Annotated in this window: 15 protein-coding genes; 4 read left to right on the top strand and 11 right to left on the bottom strand. The window is 64.1% G+C overall.

What is annotated here, in order from left to right; translation table 11 throughout:
- Positions 1–54: 54 nt before the first annotated feature.
- On the bottom strand, positions 55–1,185 hold the full coding sequence (locus RBA40_RS06470; protein WP_306646901.1) for a DUF484 family protein: 1,131 nt from the start codon (positions 1,183–1,185) through the stop codon (positions 55–57).
- A 126-nt stretch (positions 1,186–1,311) separates the two neighbouring features.
- The gene (locus tag RBA40_RS06465; protein WP_306646900.1) at positions 1,312–2,163 is read right to left on the bottom strand and encodes an MOSC domain-containing protein; all 852 of its coding nucleotides are present in this window, start codon (positions 2,161–2,163) and stop codon (positions 1,312–1,314) included.
- A 612-nt stretch (positions 2,164–2,775) separates the two neighbouring features.
- Between RBA40_RS06465 and RBA40_RS06460 the strand changes: the two genes are divergently transcribed.
- Complete coding sequence (locus tag RBA40_RS06460) at positions 2,776–4,437, top strand: hypothetical protein (protein WP_306646898.1); 1,662 nt, start codon at positions 2,776–2,778, stop codon at positions 4,435–4,437.
- Between the two features lie 21 nt (positions 4,438–4,458).
- On the opposite strand, the gene RBA40_RS06455 is transcribed toward RBA40_RS06460, so the two are convergent.
- The 6 genes from RBA40_RS06455 to gstA all read right to left on the bottom strand — a co-directional run bounded on the left by RBA40_RS06455 (position 4,459) and on the right by gstA (position 9,936).
- Positions 4,459–5,583 carry an ABC transporter permease gene (locus tag RBA40_RS06455; protein ID WP_306646896.1) on the bottom strand — a complete coding sequence of 375 codons (1,125 nt, stop codon included), beginning with the start codon at positions 5,581–5,583 and terminating at the stop codon, positions 4,459–4,461.
- Positions 5,580–6,458, bottom strand: a complete 879-nt coding sequence (locus RBA40_RS06450) for an ABC transporter ATP-binding protein (RefSeq protein WP_306647138.1) — start codon at positions 6,456–6,458, stop codon at positions 5,580–5,582. The genes RBA40_RS06455 and RBA40_RS06450 overlap by 4 nt, the downstream gene beginning before the upstream one ends.
- 68 nt (positions 6,459–6,526) lie before the next feature.
- Complete coding sequence (locus RBA40_RS06445) at positions 6,527–7,495, bottom strand: HlyD family secretion protein (RefSeq protein WP_306646895.1); 969 nt, start codon at positions 7,493–7,495, stop codon at positions 6,527–6,529.
- Entirely contained in the window at positions 7,492–8,139 is a 648-nt protein-coding gene (locus RBA40_RS06440; protein ID WP_306646893.1) for a TetR/AcrR family transcriptional regulator, read from the bottom strand. Before RBA40_RS06440 ends, RBA40_RS06445 begins: the two co-directional genes overlap by 4 nt.
- Before the next feature lie 48 nt (positions 8,140–8,187).
- The gene (locus tag RBA40_RS06435) at positions 8,188–9,282 is read right to left on the bottom strand and encodes an NAD(P)H-dependent flavin oxidoreductase (protein ID WP_306646891.1); all 1,095 of its coding nucleotides are present in this window, start codon (positions 9,280–9,282) and stop codon (positions 8,188–8,190) included.
- A gap of 39 nt (positions 9,283–9,321) precedes the next feature.
- Entirely contained in the window at positions 9,322–9,936 is a 615-nt protein-coding gene (gene gstA / locus RBA40_RS06430; RefSeq protein ID WP_306646889.1) for a glutathione transferase GstA, read from the bottom strand.
- Positions 9,937–10,087: 151 nt separating this feature from the next.
- Here gstA and RBA40_RS06425 point away from each other — a divergent pair, with 151 nt between their 5' ends.
- Positions 10,088–11,020, top strand: coding sequence for a LysR family transcriptional regulator (locus RBA40_RS06425; protein WP_306646888.1), 933 nt, complete (start codon positions 10,088–10,090; stop codon positions 11,018–11,020).
- A gap of 87 nt (positions 11,021–11,107) precedes the next feature.
- On the opposite strand, the gene RBA40_RS06420 is transcribed toward RBA40_RS06425, so the two are convergent.
- The 3 genes from RBA40_RS06420 to bla form a co-directional block, all read right to left on the bottom strand.
- Entirely contained in the window at positions 11,108–12,310 is a 1,203-nt protein-coding gene (locus RBA40_RS06420) for a CV39L family lectin (RefSeq protein ID WP_306646887.1), read from the bottom strand.
- Positions 12,311–12,539: 229 nt separating this feature from the next.
- The gene (locus tag RBA40_RS06415; RefSeq protein ID WP_306646885.1) at positions 12,540–12,827 is read right to left on the bottom strand and encodes a hypothetical protein; all 288 of its coding nucleotides are present in this window, start codon (positions 12,825–12,827) and stop codon (positions 12,540–12,542) included.
- 10 nt (positions 12,828–12,837) lie between these two features.
- A complete protein-coding gene (bla, locus tag RBA40_RS06410; RefSeq protein ID WP_306646883.1) occupies positions 12,838–13,728 on the bottom strand; it encodes a subclass B3 metallo-beta-lactamase in 891 nt (296 codons plus the stop codon).
- 308 nt (positions 13,729–14,036) lie between these two features.
- Here bla and RBA40_RS06405 point away from each other — a divergent pair, with 308 nt between their 5' ends.
- Complete coding sequence (locus RBA40_RS06405) at positions 14,037–14,621, top strand: A24 family peptidase (RefSeq protein ID WP_306646881.1); 585 nt, start codon at positions 14,037–14,039, stop codon at positions 14,619–14,621.
- An 18-nt stretch (positions 14,622–14,639) separates the two neighbouring features.
- Positions 14,640–15,482 (top strand): Flp pilus assembly protein CpaB, encoded by an 843-nt coding sequence (gene cpaB / locus RBA40_RS06400; protein ID WP_306646879.1) that lies wholly within the window; start codon positions 14,640–14,642, stop codon positions 15,480–15,482.
- Positions 15,483–15,502: the final 20 nt, after the last annotated feature.

Below are 15,502 nucleotides of genomic sequence, written 5' to 3'. Positions count from 1 at the left end.
GTGCCGCCTTGGCGCGGGAAGTCGTTTCTGGCAGTGCCAGAAACGACGGGGCAGCTAAACGAACGACACCACCCGGTTGCGCCCGCCCTCTTTCGCCTTGTACAGCGCCGTATCCGCATGCGCCACCAGCGCCTGCGCCACGCCTTCGATCGCGTGATCGCGCTCGAAATCGTCCAGCGTGGCCACCCCGATCGACACCGACACCGTAAGCCGCTCCCCGCCTGAGAGCGTAAACGGTGTCCCGGCAATGCTCTGCAAAATCCGCTGCGCCACCTGGGTCGCGCTGTCGAGATTCGCGTCGATCAGCAGCACCACGAATTCCTCGCCGCCGAAACGCCCCAGCGCGTCCGATATCCGCAGCTCGGCCTTGATGCGGGCGGCGACCTCGCGCAGCACTTCATCGCCACCCTGATGCCCGGAGCTGTCGTTGACCTGCTTGAAATGATCGATGTCGATGTACAGGCACGAAATGCGGTACGCCTGGCGCCGCGCGCGGCCGATTTCTTCGAGCAGGCGGCGGTCGATGTAGCGCCGGTTGTACACCCCGGTCAGCGAATCGGTCAGCCCGATATACTTGAGCATCTCGTTGCTGATCACGTTCTCGAGGCAGATCGCGATGATCGACGCCATGTGCTCGATGAAGTCGGTGGCCATGGCGGGCGTAAATCGCGTCGCATCCAGGCTGCCCAGATTCAGGCTGCCGATCAGGCGCTTGTTGCGCAGCAGCGGCACCAGCGCAATGCTTTGCAGGCCGGGCGGCTGGTTCGGGAACATCGGCTGGTGACCGGCCGGGTGATAAGGCCCCAGCATCGGCTTGGGCGGCCCGGTGAACACCTCGCTGCGCGACGGCACGAAGCCCAGCGCCGCCACCGAATCCACAAAGATCATGTGCGGGAAATCGTTGAAGTCCACACCCAGCTTGTCCATCACGGTGCGGATGTCGGCGTCCTGGTCGACCAGGCTCAGTGTCACGATATCGAGACCGGCAATGGCCGGCAGGCTGCTGAAAATGGTGCCGATCAGCGCCTGGAAGCTGTCGGAACCGACGATCTCCAGGTCGAACGCCTGGTGCCGGCACATGATCTCGTGATTGCGCTCGGCCTGCTCCACCAGATAGTCCAGGCGCGCGCGCAAGGACTCGTTTTCAGCTTCCACATCGCGCGCCGGAGCGCCGGGATCATGCATACGGTTCCCACCTTTTTCCTGTCGACCTCGACAATAGTGCCACCTTACGCGATCCGGTCCGCCTTGAAAACGAAAAATTCTACCCGGATCGCATTTAGCATCGTCGCCGACAGTGCCGCCGCGGTCTCAGAATGCCAGCGTCATTGTCACCGGTTGGCCCACTTGCAGGCGCTCGCCATCACCGTCAGTTACGATCGCATTCATACCAAAGCAGATTTTATCGTCCATGACTGCCTTGCTGCGGTAGGTGCGCAGGATATCGAGCGGATCGGGCCCCGGCTCGCCGGTGGCCTGGTCGACCGCCGGAATCGGGCAGCGCGAGCAGGGCTTGACGGGCTTCAGGCGCGCCGCGCCCAGCGCGAAATGGTCGGCGTAATCCTCCTCGAAGGCGTCGATGCCGTCGATGACGATATTCGGGCGAAAGCGGTTCATGGGCAGGGCCGCGCGCCCGGCCGCCTGCATTTTCTGATTCAGGTCGTCGAGCGAGGCCTGACCCACCAGCAGCACCGGATAGCCGTCCGAGAACAGGGTCGGCTCGGCCAGCCCGCCGGTCCACTTGGTGCTGGAAAAACGGCTGGCGGTGGCGTGGAAGCGCACCAGCCGGCACGGGGTGCCGATCGCTTTCGAGAACCAGGTGGCGGTGGTGTCGTCGCAGTCGTAGGCCAGCACGGTGTCTTCCCAGACCGTCACTTCGCGCGTGATTTCATGGTCCGGATCGGGCAGGCCGAGCGGTATTTCGAGGCGCAGCATGCCCGGTGCGCGCAACTCCAGCGTGTCGGACAACAGGCGCGGCGTGATCAGCGCCATGCGCGGATGCTCGCGCTGCGTGAGGAACTGCCCGTTCCCGTCGATGAGCATCCATTCGCGGTCGTACACCGCGTCGACCGACAGGCCGGAACGGGTCAGCGTGGCTTCGCGCACGGAGATGCCGGCGCAGGATTTGATCGGGTACAGAACCAGTTCGGACAGGATCGCCATCGTGTTTACGCTGTAGTTAAGAAATAACCAAGTCTATCTCAGTTTTTGTCCCATGGCGCCGTTCCACTCAGTTCTGCCGCCAGGAAGTCGAGTCGGAAAGCAATTGGTGTACATTGGCATCCTTGCCAGTGCATCAATATTGAACACAGCCTGAGTCATGCGTCACTTCCTGCTTCCCGCGTGCCTGTTGCTGACCCAGCCAGCGCACGCACAAAAACCTTCCCCAGCCCGCATTCCGCCTTCCGTTGTCGCAGGCTCCTGCCCCACGCCGCAGTGGCCGAATACCCGCATGCGCATCGAAAGCCTGGATACCCTCAAGATCGCGTTTGTCATCGCGCCCTCCCGGCTCGCCTCGACGGCAAGCCGGTTCAGGATATTGTGAAAATGGACTTCGTCTGGACCCTCGATTAGTCCGGCGCTCGCCGCATGCTTGTGTTGCCGACAATGAAATACAAGCAAACTACTTATTTCCATGGCCACAACAAAACGCCCGGAAGTGTATCTTCCCTAACCTTTTTCTTGCCTTGCAGCAGTTAAAATCATGGTGTTGTCACGCAACCAGTGTAGATTTGCAAGCTTGCGATTTTATTCATTAACGCTCAAGGACAACTTATGTTGAAAACCCGTTCTTTACTCGGTGCCGGCGCGCTGCTGATGTCATCCGGCGTGCAGGCCACCGAACCGGCAGGGCTGAAAAGCGCCCTCGCCGGAGAACGACTCGGGCTGTTGCCGGCCATGCAGTTCCGGCTCAGCAATGGCAACTGCCCGGACTGCGTCACGATCAAGCAGGGCTTATGGTATTTCCAGAATGAAGTACTGGCGGTGCCGCTGCCATCGCAGCCGGTGTCGAGCTTCAAGCGCGGCGGCGATATCGTGCGCGGCACCAGGGAATGGGCGCCGGACGGCACCAAGGACCAGTTGGCCCTTCCGGGCCTGGTGTGGCTGGGCGCTCCGCACATTCTCGATGACGCCCACATCCTGCCCGACGGCGCCCACGTGCGCACCAGCGACGATGCCGTCACCGACCTGGCGCTGGCGCCCAAGATCGCCAGCAATCTGTCGTACTGGGATCCCAAGACCACCGCCTTCTTCGCCAAGCGCGAAGTGCGCATGCGCGGCACCTATAGCGAAGCAGACGGCAAGTCGTCGTTCGTGGCGCGCACCGTCTGGCCGAAGGACTTCACGATCGATCAGGCCACGATGCGCCCGCAGCCGCTGGGCAAGGATGAAACCTTCGCCACCTATGTGCGTGCGGAAGGCGGCGGCGCATCGAGCCCGTTCTCGACCCGCCTGCTGTGGGAACGCAAACCGGGCCAGGCCCGCCAGTGGCAGGAAAAACCGGTCCTCGGCATGATGCTCAACGGCGCCCAGGGCGACGACGATGAAGCCTACGGCGGCCACTTCGCCGTCGCCACCGGCCACCTTGGCCGCGAAGGCGAATGGTCGGACTGGATCGTCAATAACTTCTACAACCTCGATTCGGTCAGCGAAAAAGGCATCATCGCCGCGCCCGTCCCGATGGATAACTACCTGATGGACCTCAACAGCGGCCAGCAGTATTATCGTCCGTCGTACATGCTGGTGGCGGTGTTGAGCCACGCACGCACGGCGGCCGCCTACCAGGGCGGCGTGCAGCGCGTGTTCAACCACTTCTACCGCCACGACTTCACCTACCAGCATGCGAAGGCCAACTGCGCCGGCATCAGCCTGGACGTGTTCAAGGGCCTGGGCTGGAACATCCCGCAGCGCGGACCAACCAGCAATATCAAGGCGCTGGGCGCGTACGCATACCTGTCGGCCAAGGACATGAGCCTTGCCAGCGGGCGCAAGATCTACGATTACCTGACCGAAGAACAGGTGCGCCTGTATCCGGCGGTGGCGTTCGAGGCGGCCGGCAACGACCTGCTGCAACTGGTGGGCGCCACCAAGGGCAAGGCGCGCAAGCTGACGGCGTACGAAAAGCAGCTGCAGCACGACATCGAGGGGCTGGTGCTGGTGCGCATTCCGCAAGTGCCGTCGAGCCGTGTGATGGGATCGAACCCGGTGTTCTCGTTCAGCGAATTCATGAAGCGCACGCCGCCCAACCAGGCCGACTGGAAAATCGTTCCGGTCGGACCGCGTCCGTTTCCCGAAGCGCTGCGCGACGCCAATACGCCGCCGCCGAAAAAGTCGAGCCTCGTGCCGCTGCCGATTGCCGGCATCGCCTTCGGCGGCGTGATCGGCCTGGGTGCGCTGATCCGGCGCCGCCGCAAGAAGCGCGCAAGCGCTGGCTAAGTTGTCAAACCGGCGGCCGCTTCAATCGAGGGTCTGCCGGTACCGCAGCATGGCGACCGTGCCGGCGACTGCTATCGCCAGCGCAATCGGCCATGCATGCGGCAGCACTTCGGCCAGCCCGTTCCCCTTCAACATGATGCCGCGCGTGATGCGCAAAAAATGCGTCAGCGGCAGCACTTCCCCGATCGCCTGCGCCCATCCCGGCATGCCACGGAAGGGGAACATGAAACCGGTCAGCAGCATCGACGGCAGGAAGAAAAAGAAGGTCAGCTGCATGGCCTGCATCTGGTTGCGGGCGATGGTCGAAAACGTGAAGCCGATCGCCAGGTTGGCGGCGATGAACAGCACCAGCGCGCTCGATAACAGCAGCAAACTGCCCACCATCGGCACATCGAACACCAGCCATGAGGCCAGTAAAATCACGCCCACCTGGATGTAACCGATCAGAATATACGGCACGATTTTCCCGATCATGACCTCGAGCGGCGAGACCGGCGTGGCCAGCAGGTTTTCCATGGTGCCGCGTTCGCGCTCGCGCGTCATGGCCAGCGCGGTCATCATCACCATTGTCATGGTCAGTATCACGCCCATCAGCCCGGGCACGATGTTGTAGCGGGTCAGTCCCTCCGGATTGTAGCGGCGCTGGCTGCGGATTTCGTACGGCGCCTCGCCCGGACGCAGCCGCGCCAGCGGCCCGCGCAGCTCCGAGCCGATGGCGCGCGCCGCAATCGCATTGACCGACGCCAGCGCGTTGCCGGTGGCCGCCGGATCGGTGGCGTCGGCCGCCAGCAGGATCGCGGGCCGCTCGCCGCGCACCAGCTTGCGCGAGAAGTCGCCCGGCACCACCAGCACGAACTGCACCTCGCCGCGTGCCAGCAGCGCGTCGCCCTCGGCCGGGCCTTTGACGTGGCGCACGGTGCGGAAGTACTGCGACGTCTCCAGCGCAGCCACCAGGCGCCGCGAGAACACGCTGCGGTCAAGGTCGGCCACGGCCAGCGGCAAGTGCCGCACGTCGCCGTTGATGGCAAAGCCGAACAGGATCAGCTGCATGATCGGAATGCCGACCATCATGCCGAAAGTGAGCCGGTCGCGCCCCACCTGGCGCAATTCCTTGAGCAGCACCGCCAGCATGCGTCGCCAGTTCATGACGCCGCTCCGCCAAAGTTATCCTGCGCGTCCTGCATCAGCGCGATGAAGACGTCTTCCAGGCTGGTCTCGATCGGCGTGGCCGTGAGCGCTGCCAGGGCCGGCTGCGCCAGCGCCTGCGCGAACGCATCGGCGGAGTCGGCGCTCACATGCAGGGCCATGCCGAACGGCGCGACGGTGCGGATGCCCGGCGCGCCGCGCAGGCTGTGGGCGGCGCGCTGCAGATCCGCCCCGGAGAGCGACCAGGTGTGCAGCCCGGCGCCGGCGATCACCTCGGCCACGCTGCCGCGCGCGAGCAGCTTGCCGTAGGCGATGTAGGCCAGCTGGTGGCAGCGCTCCGCTTCGTCCATGTAGTGGGTCGACACCAGCACCGTCATGCCGGCGGCGGCGAGGTCGTGGATCTGGTCCCAGAATTCGCGCCGCGCGGACGGGTCGACGCCGGCCGTCGGTTCGTCGAGCAGCAGCAGTTGCGGGTCGTGGATCAGGCAGGCAGCCAGCGCCAGCCGCTGCTTCCATCCGCCCGAGAGCGAACCGGCCAGCTGCGCGCGGCGGCTGGCCAGGCCAAGCCGGTCGAGCGTGTCGGCGATGCGCTGGCGGCGTCCGGCGACCTGGTAGACGCGGGCGACGAAGTCGAGGTTTTCTTCGATGCTCAAGTCGTCGTACAGGCCGAATTTTTGCGTCATGTAGCCGACCTGCTTCTTGATCTCGCGCGCCTCGGTGCGGATGTCGTAGCCGAGGCAGCGCCCCTGCCCTTGGTCGGGGGTGAGCAGGCCGCACAGCATGCGGATGGTGGTGGTCTTGCCGCTGCCGTTCGGGCCCAGGAAGCCATAGATGCGGCCACGCTCGACGCGGATGTCGACATGGTCGACCACCATGCGTCCGCCATACGATTTGGTCAGGCCTTGCACATCGATGACGATGGCCGGCGAGATCACGGACGAGATCACGGCCGCGGCTCCGTGCGCACCGTCAGCGGCTGGCCGGGATGCAGCACCGCCTGTCCCGGCTCGGGCGTCGCTTCCACCATGAACACCAACGAGGCGCGGTTTTCCTTGCTGTAGATGAGCGGCGAGGTGAACTCCGCCTCGGGCGAAATGAAGGTGATGCGCGCCTTCACCGGCTGCGCGCAGCCGTCGCAGGCGATGACGGCGCCCTGCCCTATCCGGATCTTGCCCAGCTCTGTTTCGGGAATGAAGAAGCGGGCCTTGATGTTCGCCGGCGGCAGCAGTGTAACGATAGCCGCGCCGGCCGGCACCCATTCGCCGGCGCGGTAGGCCACATCGCTGACCATGCCGCCTACCGGCGTGGCCTGGGCTTTCTGGTCGACCTTCCACTGTGCCTGCGCCAGCTGGGCGCGCGCGGCCTCGACTTCCTTTTCCGCCGCCGCGACCTGGTCGCTCCTGGCGCTGGTACCGGCGCTGCGCAGGCGGGCGCGCGCCTGTTCCACGCGGGCGCGGTCGGCCGCCAGCGCCGCCGTCGACTGGTCGAGCCGGGCGCGCGAGATGAATTTGTCGGCCACCAGCTTGCGTTCGCGTTCCAGGTTCGCCTGCGACAGCGCCAGCGCCGCTTCGGCTTCGCGCAGCGCGGCGACCAGGGCCGCCACTTCATCGCTGCGCGCGCCCTTGCGCAAGTCGGCCAGCAGGGCCTCGGCCCGGCCTACCCGGCTTTGCGCTTCCTGGCGCGCCGCCGTTTCGCTGGCCTGTTCCAGCACGTAGGCAGGCGCGCCGGCCTTGACCTGATCGCCGCGGCGCAGCTGCACCGCGGTCAATGTGCCGGCCAGGGGAGCCGACAGGCGCACATAGTCGCCTTCGGCGTAGCCGGGAAATGCATCGTCGCGCGCCGGCCCGCAGGCCGCGCACAGGGTGAGTGGCAAGGCCGCGGCGCAGACGCGCGCGAGCTGGGACAGGTTCATGACGGCGCAGGCTCCTTGGAAGCGATGAGAATGGCGCGCATGGCCAGGTCGATGCGCAGGGCGATGGCAGCTTCCGACAACAGCGCCTGCTGCGCCAGCGCCGCCAGTTCGGGCGGCGCTGCGGGCAGGCGTTCGAGCGCGCCGCCGGCAAGCACGGGGCCGGCGATCGCACCGAGCATGAACGGCAGCAGTTGCATGGCCGGGGCGTCGATGATGTCGCCCTCGGCCTGGCCCTGGCGCAGCAGCCGGGCCAGCACCGTGATGTGGCGCGGCAGGTTCTCGCGCAGGAACGACACCGGCAGCGCCTCGCCGCGGCTCGCTTCCGACAGCAGCATCAGCAGCAGGTGGCGGTGCTTGCAGGCAAAACCGGCCAGCACGCGCAGGGCGCCATCGAGATTTTGCGCACCGCTGCGCGACGCTTGCGCCCGGAGCGTGAGGGCGGCGAACATTTCCTCGTACATGTGCTGCAGCAGCACGCGCAGGAAGTTATCCTTGTTCTTGAAGTGGTAGTGGAACATGCCGAGGTTGACCCCGGCGTGTTCGACCAGTTTGCGCACCGACAGGCCGGCACAGCCGGTCTGGGGCAGCAAGACCATGCCGGAGGCGATCAGCTGGGCATCGATTTTTTGGGAAGGGCGGTTCATGCGACTTATTATACACTTGTGTAGTAATAAGAAAGCACATTTCCGCGTTCAGGAAGAATCGCCACCCATTCGCCTGCTGATCACCGACGTTTCCTCCACCAGGGCGGCCATCAGCGAGCGTGCATCGCGATGCGTGAGCAGTGGGGCCGACTGTCCGCACCATAGCGACATCAGGTCGGAACGCTCCCGTGCACCGGCGGCTTTTTTCATTATTCCGGTAAACCAGTTCTGTACCGGGTATTGCGGTATTTGCGCGGCGTGCGGCTGCAATTCGCTCATCAGCCGGTTGCGGATGCCGCGCGCCAGCCTGCCGCTGAATACCCGCGTCAACCCCGTGTAGCGCGCGTCCGGGCTGAAAAGCATCTTGCGATGGGTCGCGTCGGCATGCGATTCTTCGCATGCGAGAAACGCCGTGCCGATCTGCACGCCCTGGGCGCCCAGCGCCAGCGCGGCTGCGATACCGCGTGCGTCAGCGATGCCGCCTGCGGCGATCAGCGGAATGCGAACGGCATCGGCCACCTGCGGTATGAGCGAAAAGGTGCCCGTAAGCGACTCTTCGGCGCCGCGCAGAAAGGACACGCGGTGCCCGCCGGCCTCGCAACCGGTGGCGACGATCATGTCGACGCCGGCTTGTTCCAGCGCGATCGCCTCGTCGACCGTGGTCGCGGCGCCAAGGGTCACGATGCCAAGCGCGCGGCAGCGCTCGAGCACACCCGGCGACGGTATCCCGAACACAAAGCTGAACACCGCCGGACGTGCTTCAAGCACTGCCTCGATTTGCTCGGCGTAAGGCGGAGCGAACCGCTTCGGCCGTTGCGGTATTGGCAGCCCGAGCTCCGTGAAGTATGGCTGCAACAATGCCGTATTGCGTGCGAATGCCGCGTCATCAATCCGCGGCTCGTCGGCGTCGTCCAGCGGGATCCATAAGTTCAATGCGAACGGACCCGATGTGCGTGCCCGGATCAGGCTCGCGACATCGCGGATGCCGCTTGCATCAAGATGATGGACGCCGAATGAACCAAGGCCGCCGCTTTCGCAAACCGCCACGACCAGGTCGACCGACGAAATACCGCCGCCGAACGGCCCCTGGATGATCGGCGCGGCCAAGCCAAGGCGGCGCGCTACTTCAGTATTTTTCCACATGGTTCAGATTCCCGATGTTTGGCTGGAGGACTGTTTTGTTCATTTCGAGTTCTGCAAACCTTCTGCCTTCATCGCTTCCTGCACAGCCGCGCGCGATGCAACGCGTTTGAGGAATGCCTGCACATGCTCGAAGTCCGACAAATCGAGATTGACGTAGTTGGCCCAGCCCGCGACCGTGAAGAGGTAGGCGTCGGCGGCGGTAAAGCTGTCACCGGTCAGGTAGGGCTTGCCACGTAATTGATCTGACACCCAGGCGAATTTCTTGCTCAGGATTGCGCCGAAGACTGCCTTGGCCGCCACGTCCACTGCCGGATTGAACAACGGACTGAACGACTTGTGCAGCTCGGACGTGATGTAGTTCTGCCACTCCATCACCCGATAGCGCGCCATCGATCCGGCGGCGGGCATCAAATCGTCGCGGCGAGCATGGTCTGCAATGAATTGCGCAATGATCGGTCCTTCGGACAGTCGCTGGCCATCATCGAGTTCGAGAACCGGCACATGGCCTTTCGGATTGATGGTGTAAAAATCGGTCCCGTCTTCGGTCAGGTGCGTGCTGGTGTCGACCCTGATGAGCGTATGCGGCAGTTTTGCTTCGCACAGCAGGATATGTGGCGCGAGCGAGCAGGCGCCGGGCGAATAATAGAGTTTCATGGTTGTTCTCCGATGAGGTTGGCTTCAATGACGCCGAAAGCGGCTGATTGCATGAACTGCAATATGGTGTAGTCTATTGATGTTCTTTTCAGAGATAAATCCACATTCACGCAATTCATTTGATACATCATGTAATGAATAAAACAACCAAATGAGACGCCATTTCGAGGATGTTTTGGTAGGCAGCATCGAGCTGTTCTGCGCCGCTGCCGAATCCGGCAGTTTTACCGCCGCCGCCAATGCGGTTGGCGTGACGCCCGCTGCGGTGAGCCGTTCGGTATCGCGGCTCGAGGCGCGGCTTGGCGCGCGGCTGTTTGTGCGCACCACGCGGCAAGTGAGCTTGACGGACGACGGGCGCCGCTATTTCGAGCAATGCCGGCAGGCGCTCACCCAACTGATCGATGCCGAACGTGCGCTGACTGGCCTGCAAAGCATGCCTTCCGGCGTGCTGCGGATCAGCGTGCCGACAACCTACGGCCACCATCGCGTGCTGCCGCTACTGCCGCGGTTTCGCGCACTGCATCCGGAGGTGCGGGTCGATGTTCATGTCAGCAACCGCAATATCGATTTTGTCGATGAAGGCTATGACCTCGCGATCCGTGCGCGCGAACCTGCCGATTCGAGCTTTGTCGCCCGCAAGCTGGAAGATGCGGAGCTGGTCGTTGTGGCCGCGCCCGGCTATCTCGCCCGGGCCGGCATGCCGGATTCAATCGCCTCCCTTGCGCAGCACGACTGCATTAACTTTGTGTTGCCCAGTACTGGCCGCCCGATTCCCTGGCTGTTTCACGAAAAAGGAAAGTTAATCGAGGTGGCGGCGACCGGCAGTTATTGCTTGTACGAAGACATACTCGCCGGGGTGACATTGGCGCGCAGCGGCGCGGGCCTGTTCCAGGCATATCGATTTACGATCGAAGAACAGTTGCGCAACAAGTCGCTGGTCGAAGTATTGTCCGCGCATGGAGGCTGCTCGCGCCCGTTCTCCGTGATGTATCCTCACGGCCGGCACTTGTCACTGAAAGTACGCGCGTTCGTGGACTTCCTGCTGGAGGCCCGAACCGGCGCGCCGGAGCCCCACGGCGCGTGACGTAACCCGGCAATCGCGCTATTCATGATCGCCGCCAGGCAATGCGACGCCAGGCTCGAGACGGCGCCGGCGTCGCCGCGCGCGGCCTCACCCGGCGCTCCAGTACGTACTCCTGACACGGTTATCGTATCCGATGGCGAACAGATCCAGAATGCCGCTGGTGCGCGCAACCGCGGCGATCTGCTGCCTGGCATGGTCGAACGTCGTCCCGCCCGGAAGCTGGAACCAGTCGCTGCTCCACCCCGTGGCATCGCTCCAGTAGGTGGACCAGACCCGATTGTCGAAGCCGATGAGAAACAGATCCAGGTTACCCGGGGCCCGCGCAAGCGCCGTCACGTGTTGCGTGCCATGATCGAAGCTCGTCCCGCCGGGAAGCCGGAACCAGTCGCGGCTCCATCCGGTGGCATCGGTCCAGTACGTGGACCAGACATGATTATCGAATCCGATGACGAACAGATCCAGGATGCCCGGCGCCCGCGCAACGGCAGCGACCCGCTGTTTGGCGTGATCGAACCTGGTCGCGCCAGGAAGCGGGAACCAATCGCTGCTCCAGCCTGTTGCGTCGCTCCAGTAAGTGGACCAGACACTATTGTCGAATCCAATGATGAACAGATCGAGATTACCCGGAGTGCGCGCCAGCGCCGCCACCTGTTGCGTGTTGTGGTTGAAGGTCGCCCTGCCAGGAAGCCGGAACCAGTCGTTATTCCATCCCGAGGCTTCAGTCCAGTACGTGGACCAGACGCGGTCATCGAATCCGACGACGAACAGGTCCAGGATGCCCGGCGCCCGCGCGACGGCAGCGACCTGTTGCGTCTGGTGATCGAAGACTGCTGCGCCGGGAAGCCGGAACCACTCGCTGCTCCACCCCGAGGCCTCGGTCCAGTAGGTGGACCAGACATGGTTGTCGTATCCGATGACGAACAGATCCAGGATGCCCGGCGCCCGCGACAGTGCGGTGACCTGTTGATGTCTGTGGTCGAACCTGGCCGCGCCGGGGAGCGGGAACCAGTCGGCGTTCCATCCGGTGCCCTCGGTCCAGAATGTGGACCACACACGGTTATCGAAACCGATGACGAACAGGTCCAGGATGCCCGGTGCCCGCGCCACGGCAGCGATCCGTTGCGCGTTGTGTTCGAACACGGTTGGGCCGGGAATCAGGAACCAGTCGGCGGCCCATCCTCCCGAGTTACCCTGGAGGGCATCAGGCTGGCGTTCTCGATGCATTGAATTATCTGCAACGGGAACCGCTGTTGCCGCTGTGGGAAATGATGTTACTGGACTCTTGGCCATGACAAGTTCCTCTGTTCGTTGCTATTGAAAGAGTTTCATATCGGCCTCATGTAGTTCGCCGTAACGATCGGCGCGAGGCTTTCAGTCATGGTAAGTACGCGGATGCGGCGTCCAATGTGCCAGCTCAACGAGCCACTTGAGGCGCACTGCACGCTACCGTCATGGCCGGACGCACGGGCTTGAAGAATATCGCCAAGGGAAAATTACCGGCGTCGACGCAGGCGCTTGCTCAATGCCACCCAGCATTGTCGAGGCGCCTGAAGACGAGTAGCAGGAGTAAAAGAATGACGCTCACGGGAAGCGATAGCATGACGCTGAGCAGCAGCGTCCTCGCCGTCTTCGCATTGCGCTTCACGTCCGCCAGCACCGCAAACGGCAGCGGCGCCAGACTGGCCAGCGCGGGAAGGATCAGCAGCGCGCGCCGCCACGACGATCCGCTGGCGCCATCGGCACAGGCAAAGGTCAGGCCGACGACGAGCAGCAGATGAAGCGCGACGAAGACGATGCGCGCGATCATGACAGTGGCGTCACTGCGAAGCTTCGCTCTTGATGCGTTTGGCCAGCCGTTGATGCGCACTGGCCGCGTACGTGCGGCACTCGCCCGGCACGATGAAGGGGTTGCTGCCGCTGGTGCGCGCCGCATGCTTTTCCAGGAGGTTCGAAAAACCTGGATGCACGGCGATCATCACATCGCACTTGAGTGCGGCGATCTTGTCGATGCTGGCCTGGAACGATGCCGAGCGGTCGGGTTCGGTGGCGTTGCCCAGAAAGCGGAACCCATCCTGCGACATCGGGTTCAAGCTGTCGGCGTACACCACATTGAAGCAGCGCCCGTTCTCGCACGATTGCCACGACCACGTGGTGCCGCCGGTGGTATGGCCGGGGGTGAGGTGGGCCGTGACGGCCAGCGCTCCCACGCGCAGGACGCCACCATCGGCCACCTCGGTCACCTGCGCCACCTTCGGAAAACGGTCCGGGTTGTTGGCCTTGTACTGGGGATCGTCCGGCCCGACCAGGCCGGCGCGCAGCGCCCGCGCCGCCAGTACGCTCGCGGCCACGGTGGCACCACTGGCGCGCTGCAATTGCGCAATGCCGCCCGCATGGTCGCCGTGCGCATGGGAGTTGACGATCAGCTTCACATCCTCGATGCGAAAGCCGAGCACAGCGATGTTGCGCATGATCAGCGGTGCCGACTGGGGCAGCGCACCGTCGAGCAGGATGTGGCCCTGGTCACCGGTCACCAGCACCGCCGACAAGCCGCGCGGGCCGACATAATAGGTGTTGCCGACGATCCGGAACGGCTGCTGCGGCTGGTTCCACTCCTCGCAGAGATCGCACTTGACGTCCTCGGCCATTGCCGCCGCCATCCCTGTTGCCGTGATCGCCAGGGCGAGTGCCAGCCTGCGCAAGATTGCCATGCATTATCTCCAATGAAGAATGGGCGCCGACGCGCCCAGCCGATTCGCGCAATGCGAAGTTTGCAATGTTACACCTTAAACAGCACCCCTTGGGCCACGGCGGCGCGTGACATTCGTACTACGCCGCCCTGCCCTTGCCTGGTCCGTGCGCCCCATGCGCGGGCCTGAAAATCAGGAGCGCCGTCCCATCCGGAAAAGGACATCCCGCCGATTCGCCGCCGAGCCCGTCTAAATATACTCACTCCATCGATCACGCAAACGGCCCCGGGCCTTGCAGGGTCACCCGACAACATCACCGGCGAGTAATCATGGACGAAACTGCTTTCTTTTTCGAACTGCTCGGCATGCTGGTCACCGATCCGCGTACCGGCGTGCTGCTGGCCCTGCTGGCGGCCGCCGCGGTGTGCGACTACCGCACCTTCCGCATTCCCAACCTGATCACCGGCGGCGGCATCCTGTTCGCACTGGTCTACAACACGGTCGTTCCGCCCGACTGGCGCGCCGGCTGGACCTGGGCGCCGGCCGGCATGCTGCTCGGTTTCGGCGCGATGCTGCCGATGTACGCGATCGGCACGATGGGCGCCGGCGACGTCAAGCTGATGGCGATGGTCGGTGCCTTTCTCGGCTTTAACGCGACCCTGTACGCCCTGCTGTTTTGCGTGATCACCGCCGGCATCGCCGCCCTCGTGTTCGGCCTGCGCAAGCGGGTGATGGGACGGATGCTGGCCAACACCGGCGCGGCCATGCGCGGCATGCTGTGGTCCGCCGTCGCCAGCGGCACGCCACGGCTGCAGCCGGAAGCCATGCAATCGGTCGGCAAGCTCGCCTACGGCATCAGCATCGCGCTCGGCACCACGAGCTATCTGGTGGCCCAGCAATTCAACCTCGTCTGACCTCGGAAAGAGATCACCATGAAAAACCTCAAGGCACTCGGGCTGATCGCGTTCGCCCTCGTCATCGGACTGGCGGCGGCCGTCTACGCCGCCGGATGGGTATCGCGCCAGGGCGGCGTGAGCCTGAACAAAGTCGTCGTGGCGGCGGTCGACATCGAACCCGGCAGCAAGATCAACCCCGAAATGCTGACCAACCTCGACTGGCCGGCCAGCGCCACCCCGCCGGGCGCCTTCAAGAACGCCGGCGAACTGCAGGACCGCATCGCCAAAGTCGGCATCCTGCGCGGCGAACCTCTGCTCGACGGCAAGCTGGCGCCGCAGGGCACCAAGGGCGGCTTGTCGGCTGTCATCGCCGAGGGCAAGCGGGCCATGACGGTGCGCGTCAACGATGTGGTGGGCGTGGCCGGCTTCGCCCTGCCCGGCAACTACGTCGATGTGATGGTCAATGCGCAGCAGGAAAAATCGGGCAATGAAGAGGGCAAGCAGATCAGCAAGACGGTCCTCGAACGGGTGCTGGTGCTGGCGGTGGCGCAGGAAGCGGGCCGCGACGATACCAAACCGAAAGTGGTCAGCGCCGTCACCCTGGAACTGTCGCTGGAAGACTCGGAGAAGCTCGACCTGGCGCGCAGCGTCGGCACCCTGTCGCTGGTACTGCGCAACCAGGTCGACCAGAAGACCGTGGCGACCACCGGCATCACCAAGGACGAGCTGTTCGGCGGCAGGAAAGCGCCGGCGCCCCTGCCCGCCCCGGCGGCGGTGCGCAAACCTCGTCCGGCCATGACCGCGGCCGCGCCGGCCGCCAGCCGCCGCCATTGTGTGGAAGTGATCCAGCACGGCGTGCTGGCAGTGAACTGCTTTTGAACAGCCACGGAGACCTGAAT

This window comes from Massilia pseudoviolaceinigra, assembly GCF_030846505.1.
In the GTDB taxonomy this organism is placed as follows: Bacteria; Pseudomonadota; Gammaproteobacteria; order Burkholderiales; family Burkholderiaceae_D; genus Telluria_A; species Telluria_A violaceinigra.
The sequence above is the reverse complement of the archived record's forward strand: the minus strand, read 5'-3'. Positions and strand labels throughout refer to the sequence as shown.